We start from the raw sequence: 25609 nt of genomic DNA on the forward strand, positions 1-25609 counted from the left end.
CCGGCTAACGTGAAATTCCGGCGGATCGCCGGGAGGGGACCGGGCCTGTACATTCCGCATGGCTCAGCGATCTCGGGTGTCAGCCTTTCGCATTGTCGGCATGCCGGCTGCGGGCGATCGCCTCGATCCGGGCCCGCAGTTTCGGATGCAGCGACACGAAGCGTGCGAAGTCGGTGCGCGCCAGGCGCAGCATCGTGCTGTAGGCGATCGCCGTCACGTCGGCCTGCCGCCGCATGTCGAGGATCAGCGCCATCTCGCCGAAGATGTCGCCGCGACCGAGCCGGACGATATGCGTGCCGGTATCGACCTCCACCGCACCGGACGAGATGAAATAGGCCGCGTCGCCGACTTCGCCGCGCGAGACGATCCGCATGCCGGGCGCGGCCAGGAACGGCGTCATCAGCCGTGCCAGATCATCGCGCTCGCGGTCGCCAAGCGCTTCGAATATCTCTGTGCGGTCGATCAGCCGGCGCGTGTCGAGCCCGAGATCCAGCGGCGGGCTCAGCGTCGTCAGGTCGGGGCGCCGCGCGACGCTGCGATACACGTCGCGCTCGATCTCCTTGCTGATGACGCCGGACTGGCGCAGTCGTCGGATCTCGGCGATCTCGATGGCCCGGGCGGCCCGCAGGACGAAGCAGCGTTCGAGCTCGGCGACATAGGCGGGATATTGCAGCCGGACCGCGTCGATCTCCCGGTCGATTTGCGCCTGCCGCTCGTCGAGGACTGCCATGACGGCGGCAATCGTCTCCTCGCCGAGGACCGGCTGCAACTCGCTGGTGGCGAATGCCCGCAGCCTGCCCAGCACCAGTGAAATCTCCACCAGCTTCTCGAAGCGCAGGGCCAGGCGTTTCGACAACATCCGGCTGCGACCGAGCCGGCGCTGGATCAAAAACGCCACCCGGTCCGACCACAGGAAGCGTGTCTCCTCGGCATTGGCCGCGCAATAGCCTTCGACGCCGCCATGGCGCGCCATTTCCAGCCGCCGCCGCGTGTCGGAGGTCAGGCGCCGGGCGATCCGCGGCGCCAGCATGCCGTTGGCGAAATGATCGAGGACCATTTCACGCTCGCGCGCGGTCAGCGAGACAAGGGCGATGGCCGTTCGTCCGTCGAGGGACAGGGTATCCGACGGGCTCGTGGCGGCAGGCTCGGCCGCAGCGACCGCCGTATTGACGCTCTCGGCATCGCCCGCTGCGTCGGTGCCGCCGAAGCGCTGCGCCATCTCGCCGGCAAAGCGCGCCACCCGTGCCGAGGTGACGCTGAGCGCAAGGTCGCGGATCGCGCGGTCGATGCCCGACAGCCGGTCGAGGCCCAGCCCCCGGATCAGCGGCCTGAGGGTAGTGCCCTGCACGAACAGCGTCATCAGCGTGTAGCCAGTGGCCAGCGTCACCACGAAGGCGGCGACGGGGCGGGGCACCGCATCGTTCTCACTGACCGCGAGCGCCAGGGTCAGGGTCATCGATCCGCGCAGGCCGCCCCACAGCACCACCAGCCGGTAGGGCCGCGAGACCTTGGACGACAGCCCGTATTGGCTGAGCAGCGGCATGAGACCGAACAGCACCAGGGCCCGCGTCGCCAGCGTCGCGGCGAAGATGACCAGCATCAGGAGGAAGTCGAAGGGCGACAGGTCCGTCATCATCTGCGGCACGAGCAGCGAGGTGAGCACGAAGACCAGAATCGCCGCCCAGGAGGCCAGCTGCTGCCAGGTGTCGTCGAGATGGCGCCAGAGCTCGCGGGTGACCCGCGCCGGCGACAGGCTGGCAAGCGCGACGCCGGCGGTCGCGACGGCGATGATGCCCGAGACCTGCAGCACATGCTCGGCGATCCAGAACGACAGATAGGGCAGGGCGAGGCTGAGCGAGACCGCCGTCACCTGATCGTCGCCGATCAGCCGGAGCAGCTGGAGATAGAGGCGCGCCATCAGATAGCCGAACAGCCCGCCACCGATCGGCAGAAGCAGAAGGTTCAGGGCGGCGCCGGTCACCGTCACCGAGCCCGGCGCGATGATCGCCGCAGAGAAGATCAGGAAGAGCGAGATCGCCAGCGCGTCGTTGAACAGGCTCTCGCCCTCGACCAGCCGGGTCAGCCGGTCCGGCGCGCCGACATCGCGGAAGATGGCGATGACCGCCACGGGGTCGGTCGTCGCCACCAAGGAGGCCAGCAGCAGGCAGGCGAGAAGCGGCATGCCGGCGATCGGCCACAGGGCCAGCGCCACGCCGAAGGTCGCCGCCAGGACCGCGACAAGGGCGAGGAGGACGATCGGCAGCAGATCCTCGCGGACCCGCTGCATGTCGACCACCAGCGCGCTCTGGAAGATCAGCGTCGGCAGGAGGATGTAGAGAAACAGGCTTGAGCCCACCGGCAGGTCGGTGATCAGCGCGGCAAGGTCGACCGGCAGCAGCGTGCCGGGATGATCGAGGGAATAGAGGCTCGCAAAGCCGAGGCTGGCGCCGCCCAGCGCCAGGAGGATCGAGACCGGCAGCCGCAGCCGCGTGGCCAGCGGGCGCGCGAGGGCGCCGAAGGCGACGAGAGTGGCGATCAGGACGACGATGTTGGGAACGTTCATGGCGGCGTCACCGGCACATCATGACTCCGCATCCGCCACGGTCTCCGCAAGGCTTCCGGAGCGCCGCGGCGCCTGCAAGCTGCCGGCGCGCGGGTTCCGGCCGGGCGACGGTCCGGCATTGTTAGCCTAGCCTGTGGGTTTCGTACAGCAAGCCGCCACTGACTCCATCGACATCGCGGCGCGCTCGCAGCAAAACGGGCGCCAGGACGAAGCGAAAGGATCCGCCGCCCGATGTTCGATCTGATCATCCGCAATGCCCATCTGCCCGACGGCCGCACCGGCGTCGACATCGCCGTGACGGGCGACCGGATCGCCGCGATCGAACCGGCGATCGCCGGCGAGGCGGGCGAGGTGATCGACGCCTGCGGACGGCTGGTGTCGCCGCCCTTCGTCGATCCGCATTTTCACATGGATGCGACCCTGTCGCTGGGCCTGCCGCGGATGAACCGCTCGGGCACGCTTCTGGAGGGCATCGCGCTCTGGGGCGAGCTGAAGCCGCTTCTGACCAAGGACGCGCTGATCGAACGGGCGATGCGCTATTGCGACCTCGCGGTCTCGCAGGGCCTTCTGGCGATCCGAAGCCATGTCGACACCTCCGATCCGCGGCTCGTCACCGCCGAGGCGCTGCTGGAGGTGCGCGATCGGGTGAAGCCCTATATCGACCTGCAGCTCGTCGCCTTTCCGCAGGACGGCTATCTGCGCACGCCGGGCGGTGCGGCGTCCCTCGAACGGGCCCTGGACATGGGTGTCGACATCGTCGGCGGCATTCCGCATTTCGAACGCACCATGGCCGACGGCACGGAATCGGTCGCCGCGCTCTGCCGCATCGCCGCCGAGTGCGGCCTGCGGGTCGACATGCATTGCGACGAATCCGACGACCCGCTGTCGCGCCATGTCGAGACCCTAGCGGCCGAAACGGTGCGCCACGGACTTCAGGGGCGGGTCGCCGGCTCGCATCTGACCTCGATGCATTCGATGGACAATTATTACGTGTCCAAGCTGATCGCCCTGATCGCCGAATCCGGCCTGCACGTGATCCCCAATCCGCTGATCAACATCACGCTGCAGGGCCGTCACGACACCTATCCCAAGCGCCGCGGCATGACGCGGGTGCCCGAGCTGATGGCGGCGGGAATCAATGTCGGCTTCGGCCATGACTGCGTGATGGACCCCTGGTACTCGCTCGGCTCCGGCGACATGCTGGAGGTGGCGCATATGGCGGTGCATGTCGGCCAGATGACCTCGCGCGATGCCATCCGCGCCTGCTTCGACGCGGTGACGGTCAATTCCGCGCAGATCATGGGGCTGGAGGGCTACGGGCTGGCGGTCGGCAACCGGGCCGATTGCGTGGTGCTGCAGGCGGCCGACCCGATCGAGGCGATCCGGCTGAAGGCGACCCGGCTCGCCGTGGTGCGCGGCGGCAAGGTGATCGCACGGGCTCAGCCGCGGCTGAGCCAGCTCACGCTGCCGGGCCGCGTCGTAACGGTCGACCCGGCGGCTTACGCGCCGCAGGGCGATTCATCTGTTGGCTGATTGTTTGCTGGGCGGGCTGCGCGGTTGACAAGGAATTGTGCAGGTCGTCAAATCGCGGCCTGTTTCATTCGGGATCGTTGGGGAATTTCATGCTGAAGTCAGGTCGGATCGGTCGGCGCGGTTTTCTGTTGGGCAGCGCCGGTGTCGGCCTCGCACTGAGCATGCCGCGCGCCTTCGCGCAGACGCCGCTGAAGGTGGCGGGCATCCACGCCTCGCCGGTGGAGAATGCCTGGAACTCGCGCCTGCATGCGGCGATGGTCCAGGCCGCCGAGGACGGTGCCATCGAGTATGTGTTCTCCGAAGGCGTCAGCGGCACCGACTACGCCCGCGCCATGCGCGAATATGCCGAGCAGGGCGCCCAGCTGATCGTCGGCGAGGCCTATGCTGTCGAGACCGAGGCGCGGCAGGTCGCGGCGGACTATCCCGACACCATGTTCCTGATGGGCTCCAGCGGCGAGCCGACCGGCGACAATTTCGGCACCTTCGGCACGTGGAATCACGAGGGCGCCTATCTCGCCGGCATGCTCGCCGGCAAGATGAGCGAAAGCGGCATCTTCGGCGCGGTCGGGGCGATCCCGATCCCCGAAGTCAACATGCTGATCAATGGCTTCCGGGCTGGCGTTGATTCGGTGCGTCCGGATGCCAAGCACCTGATCGGCTTCATCGGTACCTTCTTCGATCCGCCCAAGGCGCGCGAGGCGGGCCTCGCCCAGATCGACGCCGGCGCCGACATCTTGTTCGGCGAGCGCATCGGCACGGCCGACGCCGCCAAGGAGCGCGGCATCAAGGCGATCGGCTCGCTGACCGACTATACCGAGCGCTACCCCGAGACAGTCTTCGCCAACGCCATGTGGTACTTCCGCCCGATCCTCGACGCGGCCATCGCCGACACCGAGGCCAAGAACGGCACCGGCAAGAACTACACGCCCTACAGCATGATGCAGGAAGGCGGGAACGACATCGTCTTCGCCGAGTCCATGGTCCCGGCCGAGGCGGTCGCGGCGATGGAAGAGCGCCGCGCCGCGATCAAGGCCGGCGAGTTCGAAGTGGTCATCGACTTCACCGAACCGACCTGATCTGCGAAAACGCATGCCAGCCCGTTCGCCGATCTGCGACGGCGCCGACGATCCGGCCGGTCCCCGCGGTATTCTCCGCGCGGCCGGCCGGAATCCGTCGGACGGCCGGACAATGCGGAACGGCGGGAGTGAGACCGTATGACCGTCGTCCTGTCCCTCGAACACATCACCAAGCGCTTCGGCAACTTCGCGGCCAATGACGACGTCAGCCTGACCCTTCGCCGCGGCGAACTCGTCGCGTTGCTCGGGGAGAACGGCGCCGGCAAGACGACGCTGATGAACATCCTGTTCGGCCACTACGTGCCGGATGCCGGGCGCGTTCTCGTGGCCGGCGAGGAACTGCCGCTCGGCCGGCCGCGCGCCGCCATCGCCGCCGGCGTCGGCATGGTGCATCAGCATTTCACCCTGGCGCCGAATCTCACCGTCCTCGAAAACGTCATGACCGGCACCGAGCCGTTGCTGCGCTGGCGCTCGGGCAAGGCCGCCGCGCGGCGCAAGCTGGCAAGCCTCGCCGAGCGTTTCGGCCTTGTCGTCGATCCGGACAAGCGTGTCGGCGATCTGTCGGTCGGCGAGCAGCAGCGCGTGGAGATCCTGAAGGCACTCTACAACGATGCGAAGATCCTGATCCTCGACGAGCCGACGGCGGTGCTGACCCGGCCGGAGGCGGAGACCCTCTTCAAGACATTGCGAGTGATGGCGGCCGAAGGACTGTCGCTGATCTTCATCTCCCACAAGCTGCACGAGGTCATGGCGGCGGCCGACCGCGTGCTGGTGCTGCGCGGCGGGCGGATGGTCGCCGAGCGGGTAACCGCGGCGACCTCCAAGGAGGAACTGGCCGAGCTGATGGTCGGGCGCGGCGTGACGCGTCCGGTCCGCGCCGCTGCGGTACCGGGCGACACGGTGCTGGCGGCGCGGGACGTCAGCGTTACGGTGGGTGGCGCGAAACGCCTCTCCAATGTCAGCTTTCACCTGCGCGAGCGCGAGACGCTGGGCATTATCGGCGTCTCCGGTAACGGCCAGGCGACACTCGCCCATCTGGTGTCCGGGCTCGTCACGCCGGATGCCGGCGGCCTGTCGGTGCTGGGCGAGGAGACCTCCACGCTGTCGCCGCGCGACCTCGTGCGCCGCGGTGTCGGCCGCATCCCCGAGGACCGCAACACCGAAGGCGCCATCGGCGAACTGGCGATCTGGGAGAACGCCATTCTCGAACGTGTGCGCGACGCCCCCTTCTCGAAGGGCGGCTTCGTCCGGCAATCGACGGCGCGCGCCTTTGCCGCCGACGTCATCGACCGTTTCGACATTCGCGGCGGATCGGCGGATAGCCGCACGCGGCTCCTGTCCGGCGGCAACATGCAGAAGCTGATCTTCGGCCGCAATCTGGCTGGATCCCCCAAAGTGCTGGTCGCGGCTCAGCCGACGCGCGGTCTCGACGAGGGCGCCATCGCGGCCGTCCATGGCGAGATCCTCGCCGCACGGGATGCGGGCGCAGGTGTTCTGCTGATCTCGGAAGATCTCGACGAAGTGCTGGCGCTGGCCGACCGGGTGCAGGCCATCGTCGGCGGGCGCCTGTCGGAGCCGGTGCCGATCGAATCCCTCGACGCCCGGCGTCTCGGCCTGATGATGGCCGGCGAATGGGCCGTCGCCCCGCACGAGGCCGCCTGATGCGTCTGGAACGTCGGGACAGCCGTCCCGCGACCCTCATGGTGGTCGCGCCGATCCTCGCCGTGCTGGTCGCGCTCGCACTGTCGGGCGTGCTGATCGCGCTGGCCGGGGCGCCGGTGCTGGAGGCCTATGCCCGCATCGTGCAAGGCGCCTTCGGCTCGCGCCTCGCGCTGACCGAAACGCTGACCCGGACGACACCGCTGATCCTCACCGGCCTCGCCGTGGCGGTCGCCTTCCGGGCCAAGGTCTGGAACATCGGCGCCGAGGGCCAGCTCTATGTCGGCGCGCTGACCGCGGCCTTTCTCGGCTCGCAGCTGGGTCTCGCCGGCCTGCCCGGTATTGCCCTGATCCCGGCGGTGATGATCGCCGGTGCGCTGGCGGGCATGATGCTGCTCCTCGTGCCGCTTGCGCTCCGGCTGCGCTTCGGCGTCGACGAGGTGGTGACGACGCTGCTCCTCAACTTCGTCGTCCTGCTCTTCGTGTCGATGATGATCGAAGGGCCGATGAAGGACCCGTTTGCATTCGGCTGGCCGCAATCCGTCCCGGTGGTGGCCGAGGCCCAGTTGCCGAAGCTGCTGGAGCGGTCGCGTCTGCATGTCGGCCTGTTGATCGCCGTCCTCGTCGCCATCGTCGTCCATGTCGTCCAGTCGCGCACCGCCTACGGGCTGGAATCGCGCGCGGCCGGGCTCAACCCCGCTGCCGCGCGCTTTGCCGGCGTGCCGCTCGGCCGCACGCTGGTCAAGGTCGCCTGCTGGTCGGGTGGGCTCGCCGGGCTGGCCGGGGCGATCGAGGTAATCGGCGTGAAGGGCTACGTCACGACCGACCTGTCGCCCGGCTACGGCTATGCCGGCATCATCGTGGCGATGCTCGCCAATCTCCAGCCGCTGGCCGTGGTCGCCGCCGCGCTCTTCGCGGCGATGATGTTCGTCGGCTCCGATTCCATGAGCCGGGCGCTCGGCGTGCCCAGCTTCATCGCCGACGTGACCGTCGCCCTGTCGCTGCTGACCATGCTGGTCGCGCTGCTCTTCACTGCCTACCGGATCCGCCGATGAGTGCCGCGCTCGACATCTTCGCCTCCGCCGGCATGTGGGAAGCGGTGCTGCGCATCGCGACGCCGCTGATCTTCGGCACCCTCGGCGCGCTCCTTTGCGAACGCGCCGGCGTGCTCAATCTCGGCATCGAGGGCATCATGAGCTTCGGCGCCATGATCGGCTGGCTGACGGTTTTCGAGGGCGGCAATCTGTGGATGGGCCTGTTCGCGGCGGCGCTAGGCGGCGCGGCGTTCGGCCTGCTGCACGCGCTGATGACGGTGCCGATGGGGCTGTCCCAGCACGTCACCGGGCTCGGCATCACGCTGCTGGCCTCGAGCCTGAGCTATTTCATCTTCCGGCTGGTCGTGCCGCTGCAGGGCACGCCTCCGACCATCGAGCCGTTCCAGCCGCTGCACGTGCCGGTCCTCTCCGACCTTCCGATCGTCGGTGATGCGCTCTTCACCCAGACCGCGCCGACCTATCTGGCGCTGCTGGTGGCGGCAGTGATGGCCTATGTGCTGGCCCGCACCCCGTTGGGGCTGGCAATCCGCATGACCGGCGAGAACCCGCATGCGGCTGAAGCGCAGGGCGTCGACCCGATCGCCATCCGCATCGGCGCGGTGGTGGCCGGCAGCGCCCTGATGGGCGTCGGCGGCGCGTTCCTCACCCTGTCGGCCTTCAACAGTTTCTTCCCGACCATGATCCAGGGGCGCGGCTGGATCTGCATCGCGCTCGTCGTCTTCGCCACCTGGCGGCCGGGACGGGCCTTGCTCGGCGCCATCCTCTTCGCCCTCTTCGACGCCTATCAGCTGCGGCTGCAGACCGAGTTCGGCAAGGCGATCCCGTATCAGATGTTCCTGATGATGCCGTATCTCCTGTCGATCGTGGCGCTGGTGGTGATGGCGCGGCGCGCCCGGGTGCCGCAGGCGCTGATGCAGCCCTACCGGCGTGGCGAGCGCTGAGGCACACGCTCGGCGATTGTCAGCCGTCGATGCCCAGCAGCCGCAGCGTCGCCTGGTCCTCGCGGCCGTTGCAGAACAGGGCGAGGGCGTCCCGGAAGCCGGACGGGTCGTCGCCCGCCGCATGGGCGAACAGGGTCATCGACGAGCCGAACTTCATGTCGTCGGGCGCGCCGAAGATCGCGGCGAGCGACCGGTCGCCATGCGCCAGAACCGCATTGGTGCAGTCGACGAGCCGGGGCCCCAGCACGGGATGGCGCAGATAGGCGCGGGCCTGGTCGAGCGAAGCGATGCCGAAATGCCGGGCCATGTCGGAATGGCCGAGACCCTGCAATTGCGGAAACACGAACCACATCCAGTGACTGCGCTTGCGCCCTGCCTGCAATTCGCCGAGCGCCTGCGCGTAGACCGGCGCCTGCGCGGCTACGAAGCGCTCCAGATCGTCGGGGTCGTCTTCCGTCACATCGTCACTCCTTCGGCCGGCGTTTCGATGAACGCGTTGCCGTCCGTTTGGTGCCGGCCTCCGCGTCGGTGATCTCGATCCAGGCCGGCGCGTGGTCGCTGGCCTTTTCCCAGCCGCGCACGTCGCGGTCGACGCCGGCGGCCAGCAATCGCGGGGCGAGGTTGGGGCTCAGCAGCAGATGGTCCAGCCGCAGCCCGGCATCGCGGCCCCAGGCGTTCCGCAGATAGTCCCAGAAGGTATAGAGGGTGGCCTCCGGCTGCAGGCTGCGGATCGCGTCGCTCCAGCCCGTATTGAGAAGGTGGTGGAACGCTTCGCGCACCTCCGGCCGGAACAGCGCGTCGTCCACCCAGCGCTCCGGCTCGTAGACGTCCATCTCGGTCGGGATGACATTGTAGTCGCCGGCCAGCACTACTGGGGCCCCGGTCGCCATGAGCTCGGCGGCATGGTTCGCGAAGCGCTCCAGCCAGCGCAGCTTGTAGTCGAATTTCGGGCCCGGCGCCGGGTTGCCATTGGGCAGATACAGGCAGCCGATCAGAACGCCTTTCACCGCCGCTTCCAGATAGCGGCTCTGATGGTCGTCGTCGCCGGGCAGGCCGCGCCGCGTCTCGAGCGGGTCGGTGCCGCGGGCGAGGATCGCGACGCCGTTCCAGCTCTTCTGCCCATGCCAGATCGCGCCGTAGCCGGCCTCGCGGATGGCGTCGATCGGAAACTTCTCGTCCGGCGCCTTCAGTTCCTGCAGGCACACTGCGTCGGGTTCGGCCTCGGCGAGCCAGCGCAGCAGCACGGGCAGGCGGCCATTCACCCCGTTGATGTTGAAACTGGCGATCTTCATCCGCCAGACCTGGCGTCATGCCGCTTGATTTCGAGAGGCATGAGGCGCCGAATTGCGAGCGGGCGCGGACCTTTCCAAAGCCTTGACCTCGATCAAGGCGGGGACCGCGCCCGGCCGGCACTCTGACGGCATGTCGAACGCCGTCGCGATCGCAACTCGGGCAAAGGGTCATCCCATGCACAAATCCCCCATCGCGGACCTGGCGGTCTATCTCGACGGATCGCCGTCGGACGAAGTCGCCATCGACTATGCCGAAACGATCGCTAGCGCATTCGGCGCCCATCTCGAATGCATGCTCGCCAACCACATCCACATCACCGGCGTGCCGGCGGGGCCGGGCTCCGACATGCTGGTCGCCGAGCTTTTCAAGGTCGGCAAGGACAATGGCGATGCCGCCGAGCAGAAGCTGCGCCAGCGACTGGATCGGGTCGCGGTCCCCTATGGCCTGCGGCGCGCGGACGGCAGCTTCGGTCATCTGTCGGCCGCTGCCGAACGGCTCGCCGGCACGACGGATCTGTTCGTGCTGGTCCAGCAGAGCGGCAAGCATGCCCTGAGCGGCCAGGTGGTCGAGGCGATCCTGTTCAATGCCCGTGCGGCGGCGCTGGTCGTGCCGCCGGAGCCCAAGCGCAGCTTCGCGGCGCCGGAGACGGTCGTCGTCGGCTGGCGGGACTCGCCCGAATGCGCCCATGCGGTGGCAGCGGCACTGCCCTTCCTCAAGCAGGCCAAGCTCGTCGTTCTGGCGAGTGTCGTCGAGGATGGCGCGACCGAGCAACGGCACCTGGAGCCGATGGCCGACATGGCCCGCCATCTCGATCGCCACGGCGTGACGGTGGAGACTCGCGAACTGCCGAACTGGCGCCATCCCGCCGATGCTTTGATGAAGGAGGCGGAGAGCCTTTCCGCGGATCTGATCGTCGTCGGCGCCTATGGCCATTCCCGCCTGCGCGAGATGCTGCTGGGTGGCGTGACGCGCGAGCTCCTGAGCCGCTGCGACGTCCCGCTGCTCCTGTCACGCTAACGAACCTTCCGGAGGCGCGCGATGCATTACGGTCATCTGGAATACAGCATCGAGCCGTGCGGCGAGGGCTGGCAGGTCAGTTTCTGCCATTCGCCCCACGGCCGGTTTCACCGTCGGCTGGATGCCCTGCGCTCGGCCTTCGCCGACGCCGAGCGCGTGACGCGGCTCGGGCAGGCCGTGAGGCTGAAGGTCGAGCGGCCCCGCCATGCGGCAGGCCTGCCCGCCCGGATCGTCACCCCGTCGCCGACAACGGTCGGCTCCAGTCGCGCCACCAGCTGACCGCCCGGCAGGCGGTTTTGTCCGACACAGCAGTTCCCGTAACGAATGCAAGGTTGAGACCGATGGCCATGATGAAAGCGGCGATCTTCGTCGAACCGAACCGGATCGTGCTGGATGAGAAGCCGATTCCCGATGTCGGCCCCCTCGACGCGCTGGTGCGGATCACCACGACGACGATCTGCGGCACCGACGTGCATATCCTCAAGGGCGAATATCCGGTCGAGCGCGGGCTGACGATCGGCCACGAGCCGGTGGGGGTGATCGAGAAGCTCGGTTCCGCCGTGCAGGGCTACCGCGAGGGCCAGCGGGTCATCGCCGGGGCGATCTCGCCCAGTGGTTACAGCAATGCCTGCCTGTGCGGCTGCCATTCGCAGGATGGTCCCGGCACCAGGCACGGTTTCCAGCCGATGGGCGGCTGGCGCTTCGGCAACACCATCGACGGGGCCCAGGCCGAATACCTCCTGGTGCCTGACGCCATGGTCAATCTGGCGCCGATCCCGGACGGGCTCACCGACGAGCAGGTCCTGATGTGTCCCGACATCATGTCGACGGGCTTTTCCGGCGCCGAAAGCGGGACCGTGCGGATCGGCGACACCGTCGCTGTCTTCGCCCAGGGACCGATCGGCCTCTGCGCCACGGCCGGCGCGCGGCTGATGGGCGCCACCACGATCATCGGGGTGGACTCCGTGCCCGAGCGCATGGAGATCGCCCGCAAGATGGGCGCCGACCACGTCGTCAACTTCACCAAGGGGGACGTCGTCGCGGAGATCATGCGGCTGACCGATGGCCGCGGCGTCGATGTGGCGATCGAGGCGCTCGGCCGGCAGGAGACCTTCGAGGCCGGCCTGCGGGTTCTGCGTCCGGGCGGCACCTTGTCTTCGCTCGGCGTCTATTCCAACGATCTCACCATCCCGCTCGACGCCTTCAGCGCCGGCATCGGCGACAACAAGATTGTCACGACGTTGTGCCCGGGCGGCAAGGAGCGCATGCGCCGGCTGATGGACGTCATCGCGTCGCAGCGCCTCGACACGACGCCTCTGGTGACCCATCGTTACAAGCTCGACGAGATCGAGGAGGCCTACGATCTCTTCTCGCATCAGCGCGACGGGGTCCTGAAGGTCGCCATCCAGCCTTAGAAGCGGTGGCTCCGGCATGATATGTTCCTCGCCGTTGACGCGAGTTTGGCGGCACAGGGACGGACGATCATGACCCAGACCCGAGGCGCGCGAACGGCCGGCGCCGCATGAGCATCCGCAATTTCGACGCGCTGTTCGCGCCGCGTTCGATCGCGCTGATCGGCGCCAGCAATGAGCCGGGGTCGGTTGGCTCGGTGCTGGTCGACAATCTGGTCTCCGGCGGCTTTGCCGGCCGTATCATGCTGGTCAATCCGCATGCGCGCGAGATCCACGGCCGGCAATGCCATCGCTCGGTGGAGACGCTGCCCGAGGTGCCGGACCTCGCCGTGATCGCCACGCCGGCGCGCACGGTGCCCGGCATCATCGCGGCGCTGGGCAAGCGCGGTTGCTGCGCCGCCATCGTCATTTCGGCCGGCCTCGGCGAGACGGTGGATGGCGCCACCCTGCGCCAGCAGGTGCTGGACGCCGCGCGCCCCCATCTCATGCGCATCATCGGGCCGAACTGCCTCGGCCTGATCTCCCCGGCCGCGGGTATCAATGCCAGCTTCGCCCATCTGATGCCGCGGGCCGGCGACATCGCGCTGGTCAGCCAGTCCGGCGCCATGCTGACCTCGGTCATCGACTGGGCCGACGAGCGCCGCATCGGCTTCTCCCATCTCCTGTCCGTCGGGGACATGTCCGATGTCGATTTCGGCGACATGCTGGACTATCTGGCGACCGACCGGACGACCCGCTCGATCCTGCTCTATGTCGAGAACGTCACCGAGGCGCAGAAATTCCTGTCGGCCGCCCGCCTGGCCGCTCGCTCCATGCCGGTGCTGGTGATCAAGGCCGGGCGCAGTGCGGCGGGCGCGCGGGCCGCGCAGTCCCACACCGGCGCACTGGCCGGCTCGGATGTCGTCTACGACGCCGCCTTCCGCCGCGCCGGCATCTTGCGGGTGCGCGAGATCGAGGAATTGTTCGAGGCCGCCGCGACGCTCGCCAGCGGCGTGCGCATCTCCGGCGACCGGCTGACCATCCTGACCAATGGCGGCGGCGCCGGCGTCCTGGCCGTCGATGCGCTGGAATCCGACGGCGGGCGGCTGGCGAGACTCAGCGACGCGGGGATTGCCGCGCTCGATGACCTGCTGCCGCCGACCTGGTCGCGCGCCAACCCGGTAGACATCATCGGCGACGCCACACCCGAGCGCTACGGCGCCGCTCTCGACATCCTGATGAAGGAGCGCGAGAGCGACGCGATCCTCGTCATCAATTGCCCGACCGCCGTTGCCGACGGCATGGAGGCCGGTCGCCGGGTCGCCGCGATCGCCAAGCGGCGTCCGCGGTTTCCGGTGCTCACCAACTGGCTCGGCGGAACCTCCGCGGCCCCGGTGCGCGACCTCTTCGCCGCCGAGAAGGTCGCGACCTTCGACAGTCCCGAAAAGGCGATCCGCGCCTTCACGCATCTTGTCGAATACAAGCGCAATCAGGAGCTTCTCCTGGAGACCCCGTCGGCCGGCGTCGCCATCGGCCACGAGGATATCGCGAGCGCGCAGGAACTGATCGAGACCGTCCGCCAGGATGGCCGGACGATCCTGAGCGAGTACGAGGCCAAGCGGCTGCTGGCGACCTTCGGCATCCCGACCGTGACCACCCGCATGGCGAGCGATGTGGACGGCGCGGTCGCCGGTTTCGATGCGGTCGGAGCTCCCGCCGTCCTGAAGATCGTCTCGGCCGAAATCTCCCACAAATCCGATGCCGGCGGGGTGCGCCTGAATATCGGTTCGGCCGAGGAGATGCGCGAGAGCGCCGAGGCGATGCTGGAAGCCGTGCGCGCATACGCCCCGCATGCGCGCATCGACGGCTTCACCGTCCAGCCGATGATCGTGCGCGACGGCGCCTACGAGCTGATCGCCGGCATCGCGCCGGACCCGACCTTCGGCCCGGTGGTCCTGTTCGGTCGCGGCGGCAAGGCGGCCGAGGTGATCGGCGATCGGGCCATCGGCCTGCCGCCGCTCAATTCCGTCCTGGCGCGTGAGATGATCCGCGCCACCCGGATCTCCAAGCTGCTGGCAGGGTATCGCGACGTGGCGCCGGTCGCCTTCGATGCCCTGGCCGACGTTCTGGTGCGCCTGTCCGAACTGGCGGTGCATCTGCCGGACGTCGCCGAACTCGACATCAATCCGCTGCTCGCCGACGCCGAGGGTGTCCTGGCGCTCGACGCCCGCATCTCGCTGCATGCGGCGGACACAGCGCGGGTGGCGCCCTCGATCCGGCCCTATCCGCGCGAGCTGGAACGCGCCGTCGAACTGCGCAACGGCGAACGCTTCGTGCTGCGGCCCATCCGGCCGGAGGACGAGGAGCCGCTGGTCGAGATGGTCGCGCGCTGTACGCAGGAGGATCTGCGGCTGCGCTTCATGGCTCCGATGAAGGCGCTGCCGCACCAGACCGCGGCGCGGTTCTCGCAGATCGACTACCACCGCGAGATGGCGCTGGTCGCCGTCGAGCCGGGCAGTGCCTACGGGCAGGGGCCGATCTACGGCGTCGCGCGCCTCGTCTCCGACCCGGAGAACGAGGCGGCCGAATTTGCCGTGCTGGTGCGCTCGGACATGAAGGGGCGGGGGCTCGGCTACCGGCTTCTGTCGGAGATCCTCGCCTATGGCCGCGCGCGCGGCCTGCACCGCGTCTATGGCGAGGTGCTGCGCGAAAACGTCACCATGCTGCAGATGGCCCGCGATCTCGGCTTCCGCGCCGACCGGACGGAAGACTTCTCCGAAACCGCGCATGTCACCATCGAATTCGACAGGGGCACCGACGCCTGAGGCGGAGTGCTGACGGGGGCGCCGGCAGCCGCCACGTATCGGCGGCCTAGTCCTGGATGCTCTCGATATAGGCGATGATCGCCCGCGCCTGACCGGGACCGAAGATGAATTCGGGCATGTCGGGATGCCCGGTCCACAGGCCTTCCACCAGCGCCTCCTCGAGGCTGGCGATGGGATAGCTCTGGGACAGCGTCCGGAACGCCGGTGCCTGCGGATGCGGGCTGGTGCCGGTCCGCGCGATGGCATGGCAACGGGCGCAATTGGTTTCGAGAAAGCGCTGGCCGTTGGCGATCTGTGCAAGGTCCTGCGCTGTCGCGGCACAGGGCAGAAGTGCAAGGCCCGCCACCGCCATGGCCACCAGTCCCAGCCGCCCCCGCATGGATGTCGATCGCGTCATCGTCGTCTCCCGGTGTGTACCTGTCGCGGCATCTGACCACCGCGCGCGGCGCCCCGCCTTGACGCCGATCAATGCGGGGCGATCTGATCCGGGCGAGGCAACGACGCGCGCGGCCGATCGGCTGCCGGAAAGGCGGGGCGTCATGCACGAAGCCGACGACGCGATTCTCGAATGCATCCGCTCCCGGCTCTTCGCCGGCGTTCCGTCCGAACGGATCGAGACCGTCACCACGCATATCTCCATCGTGCTGCTGGGTGGTGAGACGGCCGTGAAGCTCAAGCGGCCGGTCAGACGGCCCTATGTGGACTTTTCGACGCCCGCCCTGCGGCTTGCAGCCTGCGAACGCGAACTGGACCTCAACCGGCGCACGGCGCCGCAGCTCTACCGCGCCGTTCGCAGGATCACGCGGGAGCCCGGCGGTGGCCTCGTTCTCGACGGCGGTGGCGAGCTCGTCGACGCGGTCGTCGTGATGCGCCGCTTCGACGGGGACGGACTCTTCGACCGGCGCGCCATGGAGGGCACGCTGACCGGTCCGCTGATGGATCGTCTTGCCCGGACCATCGCGGCGTTCCACGAGACGATCCCGCCCGACCCCGCGCCGGACGGCGCCACGCGGATGGCGGCGGTCCTCGACATCAACGAGGCGGCGTTTGCGGCGACCGAGCTGTTCGGCGGCGAGGAGACCGGCCGCTTCAATCGACGGTTTCGCCAGGAGCTGGCGCGGCTCGGACCGCTTCTGGACGAGCGCGCGAAGGCCGGCCGGGTGCGCCGGTGCCACGGCGACCTGCATCTGCGCAACATCTGCACCGTCGACGACGAACCGGTGCTGTTCGACTGCCTGGAGTTCGACGAGGCACTGGGAACCACCGACACGCTCTACGATCTGGCGTTCCTCCTGATGGATCTCTGGCATCGCGGGCTGGAGGAGTTCGCCAATCGCGTTCTCAACCGCTATCTCGACGTGACCCGGGACGAGAGCGGTCTGCCGGCGCTGCCCTTCTTCATGGCGGTGCGCGCTGCGGTCAGGGCCCATGTCGGCGCCGCGCAGCTTTCGGATGCCGGGCCACGGGCCAGCGATATCCGCGCCGAGGCCCAACGCTATTTCGCGCTGGCGCTCGACCTTCGCGACCCCCGGCCGTCCCGCCTGATCGCCGTCGGCGGCCTCTCCGGTTCCGGCAAGTCGACGGTCGCAGCCGCTCTGGCGCCACGCATCGGCCCGGCCCCGGGCGCGCGCACATTGTCCAGCGATCGCATCCGGAAGCGTCTGTGCGGCGTGTCGGCCGAGACCCGGTTGAAGGCCAATGCCTATACGACGGACATGACCGAGCGGGTCTATGCGGCCATTGCAGCAGAAGCCAAGCGCATCCTGCGGCTGGGTCACGGCGTCGTCGCGGATGCCACCTTCGAGCGCGCGGCCGACCGCAGCCGCATCGCCGCGACCGCGCGAGACGCCGGCGTCAATTTCCAGGGTCTCTGGCTCGATGTCGATCCGGCCGAGATGCTGCGCCGGGTGGCCGCGCGCCGCAACGATCCTTCCGACGCCACCACCGCGATCGTGAGGCAGCAACTCGCCCGCGATCCCGGTGACATCGACTGGGAGCGGATCGACGGGGACGGCGAACCGGAGCCGGTTGCGGAGGCGGCCCGCCGCGCTGTCGACGCGCGGGCGCGACTGATGGAGCGCAGCCGACCGGGGCGAGACGCGCGTGACATATTGCCGGATTAACCTCGGCGCCAACCGGCGGGTCGCCGATCGCTGAAGCGGTGCGGTGATCTATGACGATCGGTCCCGCGCTTGATGCCGATCAATGTCGGGTCCGCGATCGCGGCTAGGCTGGACGGATCGAAGGAGATCCCCGATGACGACCACGCCGCAAGACTTTCCCGCCTCGTTCCGCCACGTCCGGCTGGAACTTGCCCGCGAGAAGGACCACCCCGGCGGCGACAGCCGCTACGGCTATGACCTTCTGGTGCCGCTCGACACGGAGAGCCGGATCGATCCGGCGGAATGGAAGCCGCATCAGGCAGCCTGCCGCGTCCGCCATTTCCAGGACGGCGAGACCGACCGGATCGGGCGGCTGCGGCGCAAGCCCGGCGGCACCTGGTATTTCGACTACGAGGCCGGGCCGGCCGATGACGAGATCGGTTTCCACTTCGATCAGGAGCGCTTCGTGCCGGGGGAATACGTCTCGATCCGGCGCGGCGCCGAGACCCACACCTATCAGGTCGTGAAGGTCGGGCCGATCTGAGCGGTCCTGCCGCGTCCTGTCCCTCGACCGCATGGAGCGATGCGATGACCGTCCCGAACACGACATCCGACACGATGGCCTGGCTGACGCCGTCCGAGTTCATGTTCCTGCAGATGCAGGGCTGGCAGACCGCGATGATGGTCAGCGTGCATGCCGCGCAGGCGGCCGCGCGGCTGTCGGCGGAGATGATCGAGATGGCCGGCCGGCGGTGTCTCGCCGATCGCCGGGCGATGCGCGCCTTATCCGCATGCGAGGGACCGGCCGATGCCCTGCGGATCCAGCGCGACTGGCTCGCCGCGGCCGCCGCCGACTATGCGCAGATGGAAACGAGCCTTCCGCGTCTGGAGGCGAGCCTGGTGGACGAGGTCTCCGAACCGCTGGTCACCGCATGGATCCGTTCGGACGATCCGGCGGAATAGCGCGACCGACGTTCGGGCCGGCAGCAGCCAGTCCCGCTGGGAAGGCCCGCCATCGCCAGATAAAACGATGCCGCCGTCCTGACGATCAGGGCGACGGCTTTGGTATGTCGGAGGGGTCTGCTGACGACCCCTTGCTGCGTCGTGGATTCGTGACGGATCGTCGATCCTAGGCGGCGTGGCGCGACGCGATCGTCTCGATCTCCTCGCGGCTGACACGGTCGTGCGACATCAGGATCTGGACGATCGGGTCGTCGAGCATCTCCGCCAGCATCGGTTCGCCTTTCCAGCCGTCGAGCCAGCGACTGCGGCCCGTCACGGTGTCGGTGCCCGGCACGGCGCGGTTGGGGGAAACGTCCTGAAACTGTCGATGCCTGCTCATCGCGAAAGTCCTTTTTCACGAAACGTCAAAGGCAGCATAGACGAACCACGCTGCCACGAATTGATATGTGTCATCGGGGGACAAATGCCAGCATTCGCTGACAGGGATATGTCAGCCGGGACCCGGACTCATTTGGCGCTCACGATGTCGTCGAGATCGTCCATGCTCGTTTCGTCGCTGAGGAACAGCGCGACCGGCCTCAGGCGCGGAAGATGGGCGCAGGTCACGATGATGCCGATCGTGACCGGCACCGCCAGAAGCGCGCCGGCGACACCCCAGACCCAGCCCCAGACCAGCAGCACCAGCAGGATGACCAGCGGCGAGACGGACAATTGCTTCCCCTGTACCCTCGGGTCGACGTAATTGCCCATGATCTGCTCAATCACGAGAATGCCGATGCCGACGATGACCGCCGTGCGGAAATCCTGCTGCACATAGACGTGGACGACGGGCAGTGCGCCGGCGACAAGCGAGCCGAGGGTAGGCACGAAGTTCAGCAGGAACGCCAGGATCGCCCAGACCAGCAGAAGCTCGACGCCGAAGCACCAGAGCCATGCGGCGTAGAGGCCAGCGGTCAGCAGTCCCAGCACGACGCGGATGAGGAGATAGCGGCGAAGCTGCCGCGCGATGACGTCCAGCGATTCGAACACGCCGCTGCGCTGGTCGGGATCGACGACCGCGCACACCTTGGCGCGCCAGTTGGGAGCTTCGATCAGCATCAGGAGGGTGAAGAAGAAGATCAGCACCATGGCCGCCAGCGCGGAACCGGCGGAACTCAGCACCGAACTGGCGTAGCTCGACGCATATTCGGCGATCCTGCTGCCGAGCTGGCCGCCAGCGCCGCGAAACTGGTCCGTCACGCTCGAATAGACGTCCGACGAGCCGGAGGTTCCGGCCGAGCCGGCTGCGCCGGCGGCGTTCTCGCCGCCGCCCGTCGAAGCGCCTTGCGCCCCTTCGGCAGTCCCCGACGAGCCGGACGCGATCATCGGCGCCAGCTCCTCGATCTTCTGGGAGACCTGCGGAAAGGCGTCCGAGATCCTCTGCGCGGACAGCCAGATGCCCCCGAGGAAGACGAACAGGATGACGATGATCAGCCCCATCGCGGCCACATGGCCGAGCCAGCCGAACCGGCGGGGCATGCGCCGCTTGACCATGCTGTCCACCGGCGCCACGACGAGGGCGATCAGGATCGAGAAGATGAAGGGCACGACGACCGAGCTCATCGCCTGCAGCGCCCAGCCCACCAGGATCAGGGTGATGACCGACAGCAGGCCGATGGCGATGGTCTGCCAGGGGAGACGCGAGACCTTCGAGACACGTTCGGTACGTGCCGCCCCTTCGTTGTCCGAATGGGGGGTAGGGGTGGTGGCGGACCCGGCCATCCTGTCTCCTGTCGCATCTGTGGTCTGCGGTCGGACCGACGCCGGGACAGCTGCCTCACGGCCGCGTGAGCGCGGTCATGCACCCAATGGACGAGACGGCGGTGCGTTCCATTGAGATGGCGCGTTGTCGGGGATGCGGATGGATCAGAGCGGCGCCGGAGCCCGACGCCTTCACGCGGACGCGCCGAAACGCCGGGTCGCACTCAGCGTGATCAGCCGTTGATAGGGCAGCTGTCACGACAGCACGGTCTGAAGACCTGTTCTAAGAGATGTTGGGCCTGATGGTGCAGCCTAGACGATGTTGGGGGCGTGCCTGGCGCGCTCGGCGCTGAACTCGACGGCAAAGCCGTCCTCGATGTGACGCACGATCCGTCCGGTCGTGGTGCCGAGGGTGATGCGCGAGCCGACCGCCGGGCGAATGCTGCTGGTCACGGCGGCGCCGGAGAGCGACAGATCGATGATCTGCGCCGGGTAGCGGCGGCCGTCGTCCAGAACCATGTCGACGAAGGGGTTTTCCGGCGCGTTCCGCTCGTGGCGGCGGTCTTCGGGCAGCGACAATTCGTGGCGGTTGGCAAACCAGGTGAGCTGCGCCGCCAGCTTTTCCCGCTTGCGCGGCGTCGACTGGAAAGCGAGGTCGAACCCGCCCTCGAAGACGCGCGAGACCGCACCTTCGAGCCGGCCGATATGGTCGATATAGACGATGATCCGCTCGTTCTCGACCGGCACCACGGAGGCGGTGACGGAGACGTCGCCCGGCGACATGTTCTCGGCCCGGCACGGAAATTCCGTCCGGTCCTCGCGCATGAAGCGGCCGAGCAGATCGATCCGCACGCGGCTGAAGCTGCTGCGTTCGGCTGGTTCCGAACGGGGCGCCTGGGCTGTGGCTGACATCGCTACGACCATTTCTCGGGGCGTCGGCGGGGAGTTCCGCTGCAGACCCACCTTATCGCGGGAAGCTTAACAAGCGGTAAGACCGACTGTGAGGATTTGCACCCCATTAACTGTCCGGCACGAAACGGTTTGCCGGTGCCTGCGAACCGGCCTAGCAACGTTCAGGACATATCCAGTCCGATTTTGACACAGCAGTACGACCGGGTTCCTGGCCCTCCAGTCACGGCAACCGCATTTCAAACCGCCCTGCGCCGCGCAGGGCGGTTTTTTTGTTCTGGGACGCCGGTGCGGGCACTGGCATAAGGCGAGGCGGCACCATCTGCGGGCGGCCCTGTGCGGCCGGCAGGACATGACCGATGCGCGGCACCAGACCGGCAACGACACCGGACGACGGGGAGCGACAGCAATGAGACCAGAAGACCACGGCGAGCCCGGTGCCGATATCCATATCCGCCGTTCCCATCCGCCGGCCTTCAACGTGCCGGGGATCATCCTCGTCCTGATCGCGATCTTCGCGCTCGTTCACGGCGTGCGGGTCTATCTGCTCGGTCCGGTCGCCACGGCCCAGGCGCTTCTCGATCTCGCTTTCATTCCCGGTTGCTACGGCGACGTCGACCCGGTCTGCGGCTTTCGCACGCCCGGCGCCGATCTCTGGTCGCCGCTGAGCTACGCCTTCCTGCACGGCGACTGGACGCATTTCGGCGCCAACGCGGTCTGGCTGCTGGCATTCGGCACGCCGGTCGCCCGGCGGGTCGGGGTGACGTGGTTCCTGGCCTTCTGCACCTGCGGCGCCATCGCCGGGGCGGCCGCCTTCTACCTCCTGAACCCGACGCTGATCGTTCCGGTGATCGGGGCGTCCGGCATCGTGTCGGCGTTGATGGGCGGCGCCTGCCGCTTCGCCTTCGGCGGAAGGGTGTCGCTGGCACCGGGCCGGTCGAACGGGCCGCTGGTGTCGATCGGCGAATCGCTGAGCAACCGGACGGTGCTGATCTTCATCGCCGTGTTCTTCGGCACCAATCTCCTCATCGGAAGCGGCGTCGGCGGCGAAATGGGCGGCGGCGCCGTCGCCTGGGAGTCGCATCTGGGCGGCTTCGCCTTCGGTTTCCTGCTGTTCCGGTTGTTCGATCCGCTGTCCCGGCCGCTGCGTCGCTGAACCGGCGCCTCTTGCCGTCTGCGTCGTGGTGGCACACCATCACGAATGGGCATGTCAGCGGGAGAAACAGCCATGAACGTGCGGCACATACTGGAAGCCAAGGGACGCGACGTCGTCACCCTCAAGCCGGAGGCGACTCTGGAGGAGACGATGCAGGTGCTGGCGAACCGGCGCATCGGTGCGATCGTCCTGACCAACGAGGATGGCGGCGTCGCCGGCATCGTGTCGGAACGCGACGTGGTCCGCGTCCTCGGCACCGCGGGCGTCGGTGCCATCTCCCAGAGCATCGGCGAAGTGATGACATCGCAGGTGAGCACCTGCACCGAGGCGACCACGGTGAACCAGGCCATGGAGATGATGACCACCGGCCGCTTTCGTCACCTGCCGGTCTGCGAGAATGATCGTCTGGTCGGCATCATCTCGATCGGCGACGTGGTCAAGCAGCGGATCGAGGAGGTCGAGCGCGAGGCCATGGAAATGCGCGAGTATATCGCCGCCGGCTGAACGGAACCGCCGGGGCCCGGCCTGGGCCTCGGAAACGGGGAACGCGTCGATCTAGCGTGTGGCGTCGGCCGGGATATCCGTCATGCGCCGGATCTCGGCGATCCGGCTGATCGTCGCCTCGTATCCGTGATCGATGGCTTCCCGCGCGCGGAAGAATTCCGATAGGCCGATGTCGCGCACACGCGGCTGCAGCGACAGGTCCGGCGGGTCGCCGGCGAGCCGGGCCCGCGAGATCCGATCCTGGATGATGTTGAAGGCATCGACCATCGAGCGTGCCATGCCGAGCTTCTCGCGGCGCTGAGCGAGATCGTCGAGGGGGGCCGCGTCCACCGTGCGGGCGGCCAGGTCCGCGGCTTGCGTCGCCGCGGTCGCAGGGTCGGCGCGCAGCCGCATCACCGCCGCGCGTCCGAACAGATCGTAGTGCAGGTTGACGGCGACCACGAAGCGTTCCTCGTAGACCCGGCAGACGCTGACCGGCACCGGATTGACCAGCGCGCCGTCCATCAGGCTGCGCCCGCCGCAGTCCAGTGGCTCGAAGACGCCGGGCAGGGCATAGGAGGCGCGCATGGCCAGCACCAGCGAGCCCGAATCGATCCACACTTCGTGACCGCTGCGCGCTTCCGTCGCCACGCAGACCAGCGGCCGGTCCAGATCCTCGATCCGCAGGTCCGAGAGCGCCTCCGACAGTTTCCGGCTGAGCCGCATGCCGCCGATCAGGCCGCCGGCCCCGAAGCGGAAGTCGAGGAAACGGATCAGGCCGCGGCGTGTCAGGGACAGGGCGAAGGATTCGAGCTCATCGAGCTTGCCGGCGAGGTAGCAGCCGCCGACCAGCGCGCCGATGGAGGTGCCGGCGATCATCGAGATGGGAATGCCGGCTTCGTCGAAGGCCCGCAGGACGCCGATATGGGCCCAGCCGCGCGCCGCTCCGCCGCCCAGCGCCAGCGCGATGCCCGGCTGCTTCCTGGCGGTCTCGGACCGGACCGGCGCGGCGTCCATCGGCGGTCCTTCCCGGCGGCTGAAAACCCGATCGAGCATCCGCATCACTCCGGCTGGCAATCACGATCAATGGATCATGATGCGCCTAAAGTTTGATCAACTGCTTAAGGATCAACTGGCGTCGGAGTCCCGGCCCGGCAAGGCGTCGAGCGTGCGGCCGTCGGCCGCCACGCGGCGGTAGAAACAGGTATCGCGGCCCGTGTGGCAGGTGTCCTCGGGCCTGGCGACGGCGACCTTGAGCCACACCGCGTCCTGGTCGCAGTCGATGCGGATCTCGGCGACGCTCTGGAGGGCGCCGGAGGTCTCGCCCTTCTTCCACAGCGCCTTGCGCGAGCGCGACCAGTAATGGGCGATGCCCGTGGCCAGCGTCCGGTCCAGCGCCTCGGCGTTCATGTGCGCGACCATCAGGAGATCACCGGACGCCACGTCCGTGACGACGGCTGTCACGAGGCCGGCGGCGTCGAAACGCGGGCGCAGGACCGCGCCCTCTTCCTGTTCGTGGTGATCAGGAGAGGGAACGGCGAAGAGCGGGGCAGGCGACAGGTCGGCGGTCACGAGCGGCTGCTGGCTTGCGCGAGGAAGCGGGACTTGAACTCGCCGTCCTCGGCGAAGACGCCCTGGAAGGCCGAGGTGATGGTCATCGAGCCCTTGGAGCGAATGCCGCGCATGGACATGCACATGTGTTCGGCCTCGATCATCACGGCGATGCCCTTGGGGACCAGCATGCCCGCGATGGCCGAGGCGATCTGCGCGGTCATCGATTCCTGCGTCTGGAGACGGCGACCGTAGATGTCGACGACGCGGGCGATCTTCGACAGGCCCAGAACGCGACCGTCCGGCACATAGGCGACATGCGCCTTGCCGATGATCGGCACCATGTGGTGCTCGCAATGGGAGTGGAAATCGATGTCGCGGACGAGGACCATGTCGTCATAGCCCGAGACGTCCTGGAAGGTGCGGCCGAGAACGTCGCCGGCTTCGAGCTTGTAGCCGCCGAAAAGTTCCTCATACGCCTTCACCACGCGGGCAGGGGTCTCCAGCAGGCCCTCGCGCGACGGATCCTCGCCGATCCAGCGCAGCAGCGTCTTGACGGCAGCCTCGGCCTCGGCCCGGCTCGGCCGGTCGTCCGCGCGCTCGTCGGCTGCTTCAGGGAATTTCTTGACGACGGATTCCATGTCGTTGCGCTCCGGTGCCGTGGGAATGCGCGCTGCGATCCACTGCGAATGATGGTCGGGATTCTTGGCCGGATGGCCGGCCCGGCCCGCAATCGAAATCTTCGTCACGCTCATCTCTATCTTCGGTGGCCGCCAGGGGCCGCTTCATGTCGAAGCCGACCTGACGGCGACTTTCGAACCGGTGCCACGCGTCCTATATAATTTCCGACCGAACGAAATGACAGGGCCATCGGCATTTGCGCGATGGATTGGTGTGCATGTGATCGACGACGTCTACAACGCGCGGATACTGGAACTGGCCGGAAACATCCCCCGGATCGGGCGGCTGGAGGCTCCCGATGCCAGCGCCACGGCGCATTCCAAGCTGTGTGGGTCGACCGTGACGATCGACCTGAAACTTGCCGACGGCGTCGTGGCGGACTTCGCCCACGAGGTGAAGGCCTGTGCCCTCGGCCAGGCCTCGTCCTCGGTGATGGCCAGCCACGTCGTCGGGGCGACGCCGGAAGAACTGCGTGCCACCCGCGAGACCATGCGGCGGATGCTAAAGGAGAACGGCGCGCCGCCGGAAGGCCGCTTCGCCGATCTGAAATATCTGGAGCCGGTGCGCGAGTACAAGGCGCGCCACGCCTCGACCATGCTGACCTTCGACGCCGTGGTCGATGCGCTGGACAAGATCGCCGCACGGGACAAGAGCGCCGCGGCGTGACCCTG

25 protein-coding genes are annotated in these 25609 nt (G+C 68.0%); 15 read left to right on the forward strand and 10 right to left on the reverse strand.

Going from position 1 to position 25609, the window contains the following annotated elements; translation table 11 throughout:
- Positions 1-79: 79 nt before the first annotated feature.
- Positions 80-2563, reverse strand: coding sequence for a cation:proton antiporter (locus H9Q09_RS00435; protein WP_187389443.1), 2484 nt, complete (start codon positions 2561-2563; stop codon positions 80-82).
- 231 nt (positions 2564-2794) lie between these two features.
- Here H9Q09_RS00435 and H9Q09_RS00440 point away from each other — a divergent pair, with 231 nt between their 5' ends.
- The 5 genes from H9Q09_RS00440 (at position 2795) to H9Q09_RS00460 (ending at position 8827) form a co-directional block, all read left to right on the forward strand.
- Complete coding sequence (locus H9Q09_RS00440; RefSeq protein ID WP_187389444.1) at positions 2795-4096, forward strand: amidohydrolase family protein; 1302 nt, start codon at positions 2795-2797, stop codon at positions 4094-4096.
- Positions 4097-4185: 89 nt separating this feature from the next.
- On the forward strand, positions 4186-5172 hold the full coding sequence (locus tag H9Q09_RS00445) for a BMP family protein (RefSeq protein ID WP_187389445.1): 987 nt from the start codon (positions 4186-4188) through the stop codon (positions 5170-5172).
- A gap of 138 nt (positions 5173-5310) precedes the next feature.
- Entirely contained in the window at positions 5311-6834 is a 1524-nt protein-coding gene (locus tag H9Q09_RS00450; RefSeq protein ID WP_187389446.1) for an ABC transporter ATP-binding protein, read from the forward strand.
- A complete protein-coding gene (locus H9Q09_RS00455; RefSeq protein WP_187389447.1) occupies positions 6834-7886 on the forward strand; it encodes an ABC transporter permease in 1053 nt (350 codons plus the stop codon). Before H9Q09_RS00450 ends, H9Q09_RS00455 begins: the two co-directional genes overlap by 1 nt.
- Positions 7883-8827 (forward strand): ABC transporter permease, encoded by a 945-nt coding sequence (locus H9Q09_RS00460; RefSeq protein ID WP_187389448.1) that lies wholly within the window; start codon positions 7883-7885, stop codon positions 8825-8827. Before H9Q09_RS00455 ends, H9Q09_RS00460 begins: the two co-directional genes overlap by 4 nt.
- Before the next feature lie 19 nt (positions 8828-8846).
- Here the strand turns inward: H9Q09_RS00460 and H9Q09_RS00465 are convergent, their stop codons facing one another.
- A complete protein-coding gene (locus tag H9Q09_RS00465) occupies positions 8847-9287 on the reverse strand; it encodes a DUF1810 domain-containing protein (protein WP_187389449.1) in 441 nt (146 codons plus the stop codon).
- A 4-nt stretch (positions 9288-9291) separates the two neighbouring features.
- On the reverse strand, positions 9292-10119 hold the full coding sequence (xth, locus tag H9Q09_RS00470) for an exodeoxyribonuclease III (protein WP_187389450.1): 828 nt from the start codon (positions 10117-10119) through the stop codon (positions 9292-9294).
- A gap of 175 nt (positions 10120-10294) precedes the next feature.
- Between xth and H9Q09_RS00475 the strand changes: the two genes are divergently transcribed.
- The 4 genes from H9Q09_RS00475 to H9Q09_RS00490 all read left to right on the forward strand — a co-directional run bounded on the left by H9Q09_RS00475 (position 10295) and on the right by H9Q09_RS00490 (position 15353).
- Entirely contained in the window at positions 10295-11137 is an 843-nt protein-coding gene (locus tag H9Q09_RS00475; RefSeq protein WP_187389451.1) for a universal stress protein, read from the forward strand.
- 21 nt (positions 11138-11158) lie between these two features.
- On the forward strand, positions 11159-11416 hold the full coding sequence (locus H9Q09_RS00480) for a hypothetical protein (protein ID WP_187389452.1): 258 nt from the start codon (positions 11159-11161) through the stop codon (positions 11414-11416).
- 62 nt (positions 11417-11478) lie between these two features.
- A complete protein-coding gene (locus H9Q09_RS00485; protein WP_187389453.1) occupies positions 11479-12552 on the forward strand; it encodes an NAD(P)-dependent alcohol dehydrogenase in 1074 nt (357 codons plus the stop codon).
- A 107-nt stretch (positions 12553-12659) separates the two neighbouring features.
- Entirely contained in the window at positions 12660-15353 is a 2694-nt protein-coding gene (locus H9Q09_RS00490) for a bifunctional acetate--CoA ligase family protein/GNAT family N-acetyltransferase (protein WP_187389454.1), read from the forward strand.
- A 46-nt stretch (positions 15354-15399) separates the two neighbouring features.
- On the opposite strand, the gene H9Q09_RS00495 is transcribed toward H9Q09_RS00490, so the two are convergent.
- The gene (locus H9Q09_RS00495; protein ID WP_187389455.1) at positions 15400-15750 is read right to left on the reverse strand and encodes a cytochrome c; all 351 of its coding nucleotides are present in this window, start codon (positions 15748-15750) and stop codon (positions 15400-15402) included.
- A gap of 142 nt (positions 15751-15892) precedes the next feature.
- Here H9Q09_RS00495 and H9Q09_RS00500 point away from each other — a divergent pair, with 142 nt between their 5' ends.
- The 3 genes from H9Q09_RS00500 (at position 15893) to H9Q09_RS00510 (ending at position 18418) form a co-directional block, all read left to right on the forward strand.
- Positions 15893-17476 (forward strand): bifunctional aminoglycoside phosphotransferase/ATP-binding protein, encoded by a 1584-nt coding sequence (locus tag H9Q09_RS00500; protein WP_187389456.1) that lies wholly within the window; start codon positions 15893-15895, stop codon positions 17474-17476.
- Between the two features lie 133 nt (positions 17477-17609).
- A complete protein-coding gene (locus H9Q09_RS00505; protein ID WP_187389457.1) occupies positions 17610-17999 on the forward strand; it encodes a hypothetical protein in 390 nt (129 codons plus the stop codon).
- Between the two features lie 44 nt (positions 18000-18043).
- Positions 18044-18418: a hypothetical protein gene (locus H9Q09_RS00510; protein WP_187389458.1), complete on the forward strand. Its 375-nt coding sequence runs from the start codon at positions 18044-18046 to the stop codon at positions 18416-18418.
- A 166-nt stretch (positions 18419-18584) separates the two neighbouring features.
- Here H9Q09_RS00510 and H9Q09_RS00515 read toward each other — a convergent pair whose 3' ends face one another.
- The 3 genes from H9Q09_RS00515 to H9Q09_RS00525 form a co-directional block, all read right to left on the reverse strand.
- Positions 18585-18797 carry a hypothetical protein gene (locus H9Q09_RS00515; RefSeq protein ID WP_187389459.1) on the reverse strand — a complete coding sequence of 71 codons (213 nt, stop codon included), beginning with the start codon at positions 18795-18797 and terminating at the stop codon, positions 18585-18587.
- A gap of 128 nt (positions 18798-18925) precedes the next feature.
- Positions 18926-20179 carry an AI-2E family transporter gene (locus tag H9Q09_RS00520; RefSeq protein ID WP_187389460.1) on the reverse strand — a complete coding sequence of 418 codons (1254 nt, stop codon included), beginning with the start codon at positions 20177-20179 and terminating at the stop codon, positions 18926-18928.
- Positions 20180-20470: 291 nt separating this feature from the next.
- Positions 20471-21070 (reverse strand): PilZ domain-containing protein, encoded by a 600-nt coding sequence (locus tag H9Q09_RS00525; protein WP_051141604.1) that lies wholly within the window; start codon positions 21068-21070, stop codon positions 20471-20473.
- Between the two features lie 406 nt (positions 21071-21476).
- Here H9Q09_RS00525 and H9Q09_RS00530 point away from each other — a divergent pair, with 406 nt between their 5' ends.
- Both H9Q09_RS00530 and H9Q09_RS00535 read left to right on the forward strand, forming a co-directional pair.
- Positions 21477-22223 carry a rhomboid family intramembrane serine protease gene (locus H9Q09_RS00530; protein ID WP_187389461.1) on the forward strand — a complete coding sequence of 249 codons (747 nt, stop codon included), beginning with the start codon at positions 21477-21479 and terminating at the stop codon, positions 22221-22223.
- Between the two features lie 72 nt (positions 22224-22295).
- Positions 22296-22727 (forward strand): CBS domain-containing protein, encoded by a 432-nt coding sequence (locus H9Q09_RS00535; protein ID WP_024351195.1) that lies wholly within the window; start codon positions 22296-22298, stop codon positions 22725-22727.
- 51 nt (positions 22728-22778) lie between these two features.
- Here H9Q09_RS00535 and H9Q09_RS00540 read toward each other — a convergent pair whose 3' ends face one another.
- From H9Q09_RS00540 to folE, 3 genes are all read right to left on the reverse strand, one after another.
- Positions 22779-23723 carry a patatin-like phospholipase family protein gene (locus H9Q09_RS00540; protein ID WP_187389462.1) on the reverse strand — a complete coding sequence of 315 codons (945 nt, stop codon included), beginning with the start codon at positions 23721-23723 and terminating at the stop codon, positions 22779-22781.
- 111 nt (positions 23724-23834) lie between these two features.
- Positions 23835-24266, reverse strand: a complete 432-nt coding sequence (gene hisI / locus H9Q09_RS00545; RefSeq protein ID WP_187389775.1) for a phosphoribosyl-AMP cyclohydrolase — start codon at positions 24264-24266, stop codon at positions 23835-23837.
- Between the two features lie 8 nt (positions 24267-24274).
- Entirely contained in the window at positions 24275-24898 is a 624-nt protein-coding gene (folE, locus tag H9Q09_RS00550) for a GTP cyclohydrolase I FolE (protein ID WP_009209762.1), read from the reverse strand.
- Positions 24899-25157: 259 nt separating this feature from the next.
- Between folE and H9Q09_RS00555 the strand changes: the two genes are divergently transcribed.
- Positions 25158-25604: an iron-sulfur cluster assembly scaffold protein gene (locus H9Q09_RS00555; protein ID WP_187389463.1), complete on the forward strand. Its 447-nt coding sequence runs from the start codon at positions 25158-25160 to the stop codon at positions 25602-25604.
- Positions 25605-25609 lie beyond the last annotated feature (5 nt).

This window comes from Aurantimonas sp. DM33-3, from assembly GCF_014334315.1.
In the GTDB taxonomy this organism is placed as follows: Bacteria; Pseudomonadota; Alphaproteobacteria; order Rhizobiales; family Rhizobiaceae; genus Aurantimonas; species Aurantimonas coralicida.

Bases quoted from the DNA above. Each gene is read 5' to 3' on its own strand.
- H9Q09_RS00525 (WP_051141604.1), bottom strand. From the start codon at position 21,070: ATGTCAGCCACAGCCCAGGCGCCCCGTTCGGAACCAGCCGAACGCAGC.
- H9Q09_RS00520 (WP_187389460.1), bottom strand. From the start codon at position 20,179: ATGGCCGGGTCCGCCACCACCCCTACCCCCCATTCGGACAACGAAGGG.
- H9Q09_RS00535 (WP_024351195.1), top strand. From the start codon at position 22,296: ATGAACGTGCGGCACATACTGGAAGCCAAGGGACGCGACGTCGTCACC.
- H9Q09_RS00460 (WP_187389448.1), top strand. From the start codon at position 7,883: ATGAGTGCCGCGCTCGACATCTTCGCCTCCGCCGGCATGTGGGAAGCG.
- xth (WP_187389450.1), bottom strand. From the start codon at position 10,119: ATGAAGATCGCCAGTTTCAACATCAACGGGGTGAATGGCCGCCTGCCC.
- H9Q09_RS00540 (WP_187389462.1), bottom strand. From the start codon at position 23,723: ATGGACGCCGCGCCGGTCCGGTCCGAGACCGCCAGGAAGCAGCCGGGC.
- H9Q09_RS00450 (WP_187389446.1), top strand. From the start codon at position 5,311: ATGACCGTCGTCCTGTCCCTCGAACACATCACCAAGCGCTTCGGCAAC.
- H9Q09_RS00505 (WP_187389457.1), top strand. From the start codon at position 17,610: ATGACGACCACGCCGCAAGACTTTCCCGCCTCGTTCCGCCACGTCCGG.
- H9Q09_RS00440 (WP_187389444.1), top strand. From the start codon at position 2,795: ATGTTCGATCTGATCATCCGCAATGCCCATCTGCCCGACGGCCGCACC.
- H9Q09_RS00490 (WP_187389454.1), top strand. From the start codon at position 12,660: ATGAGCATCCGCAATTTCGACGCGCTGTTCGCGCCGCGTTCGATCGCG.
- H9Q09_RS00485 (WP_187389453.1), top strand. From the start codon at position 11,479: ATGGCCATGATGAAAGCGGCGATCTTCGTCGAACCGAACCGGATCGTG.
- H9Q09_RS00515 (WP_187389459.1), bottom strand. From the start codon at position 18,797: ATGAGCAGGCATCGACAGTTTCAGGACGTTTCCCCCAACCGCGCCGTG.
- H9Q09_RS00480 (WP_187389452.1), top strand. From the start codon at position 11,159: ATGCATTACGGTCATCTGGAATACAGCATCGAGCCGTGCGGCGAGGGC.
- H9Q09_RS00510 (WP_187389458.1), top strand. From the start codon at position 18,044: ATGACCGTCCCGAACACGACATCCGACACGATGGCCTGGCTGACGCCG.
- H9Q09_RS00500 (WP_187389456.1), top strand. From the start codon at position 15,893: ATGCACGAAGCCGACGACGCGATTCTCGAATGCATCCGCTCCCGGCTC.
- folE (WP_009209762.1), bottom strand. From the start codon at position 24,898: ATGGAATCCGTCGTCAAGAAATTCCCTGAAGCAGCCGACGAGCGCGCG.
- H9Q09_RS00495 (WP_187389455.1), bottom strand. From the start codon at position 15,750: ATGACGCGATCGACATCCATGCGGGGGCGGCTGGGACTGGTGGCCATG.
- H9Q09_RS00530 (WP_187389461.1), top strand. From the start codon at position 21,477: ATGAGACCAGAAGACCACGGCGAGCCCGGTGCCGATATCCATATCCGC.
- H9Q09_RS00445 (WP_187389445.1), top strand. From the start codon at position 4,186: ATGCTGAAGTCAGGTCGGATCGGTCGGCGCGGTTTTCTGTTGGGCAGC.
- H9Q09_RS00455 (WP_187389447.1), top strand. From the start codon at position 6,834: ATGCGTCTGGAACGTCGGGACAGCCGTCCCGCGACCCTCATGGTGGTC.
- H9Q09_RS00475 (WP_187389451.1), top strand. From the start codon at position 10,295: ATGCACAAATCCCCCATCGCGGACCTGGCGGTCTATCTCGACGGATCG.
- H9Q09_RS00435 (WP_187389443.1), bottom strand. From the start codon at position 2,563: ATGAACGTTCCCAACATCGTCGTCCTGATCGCCACTCTCGTCGCCTTC.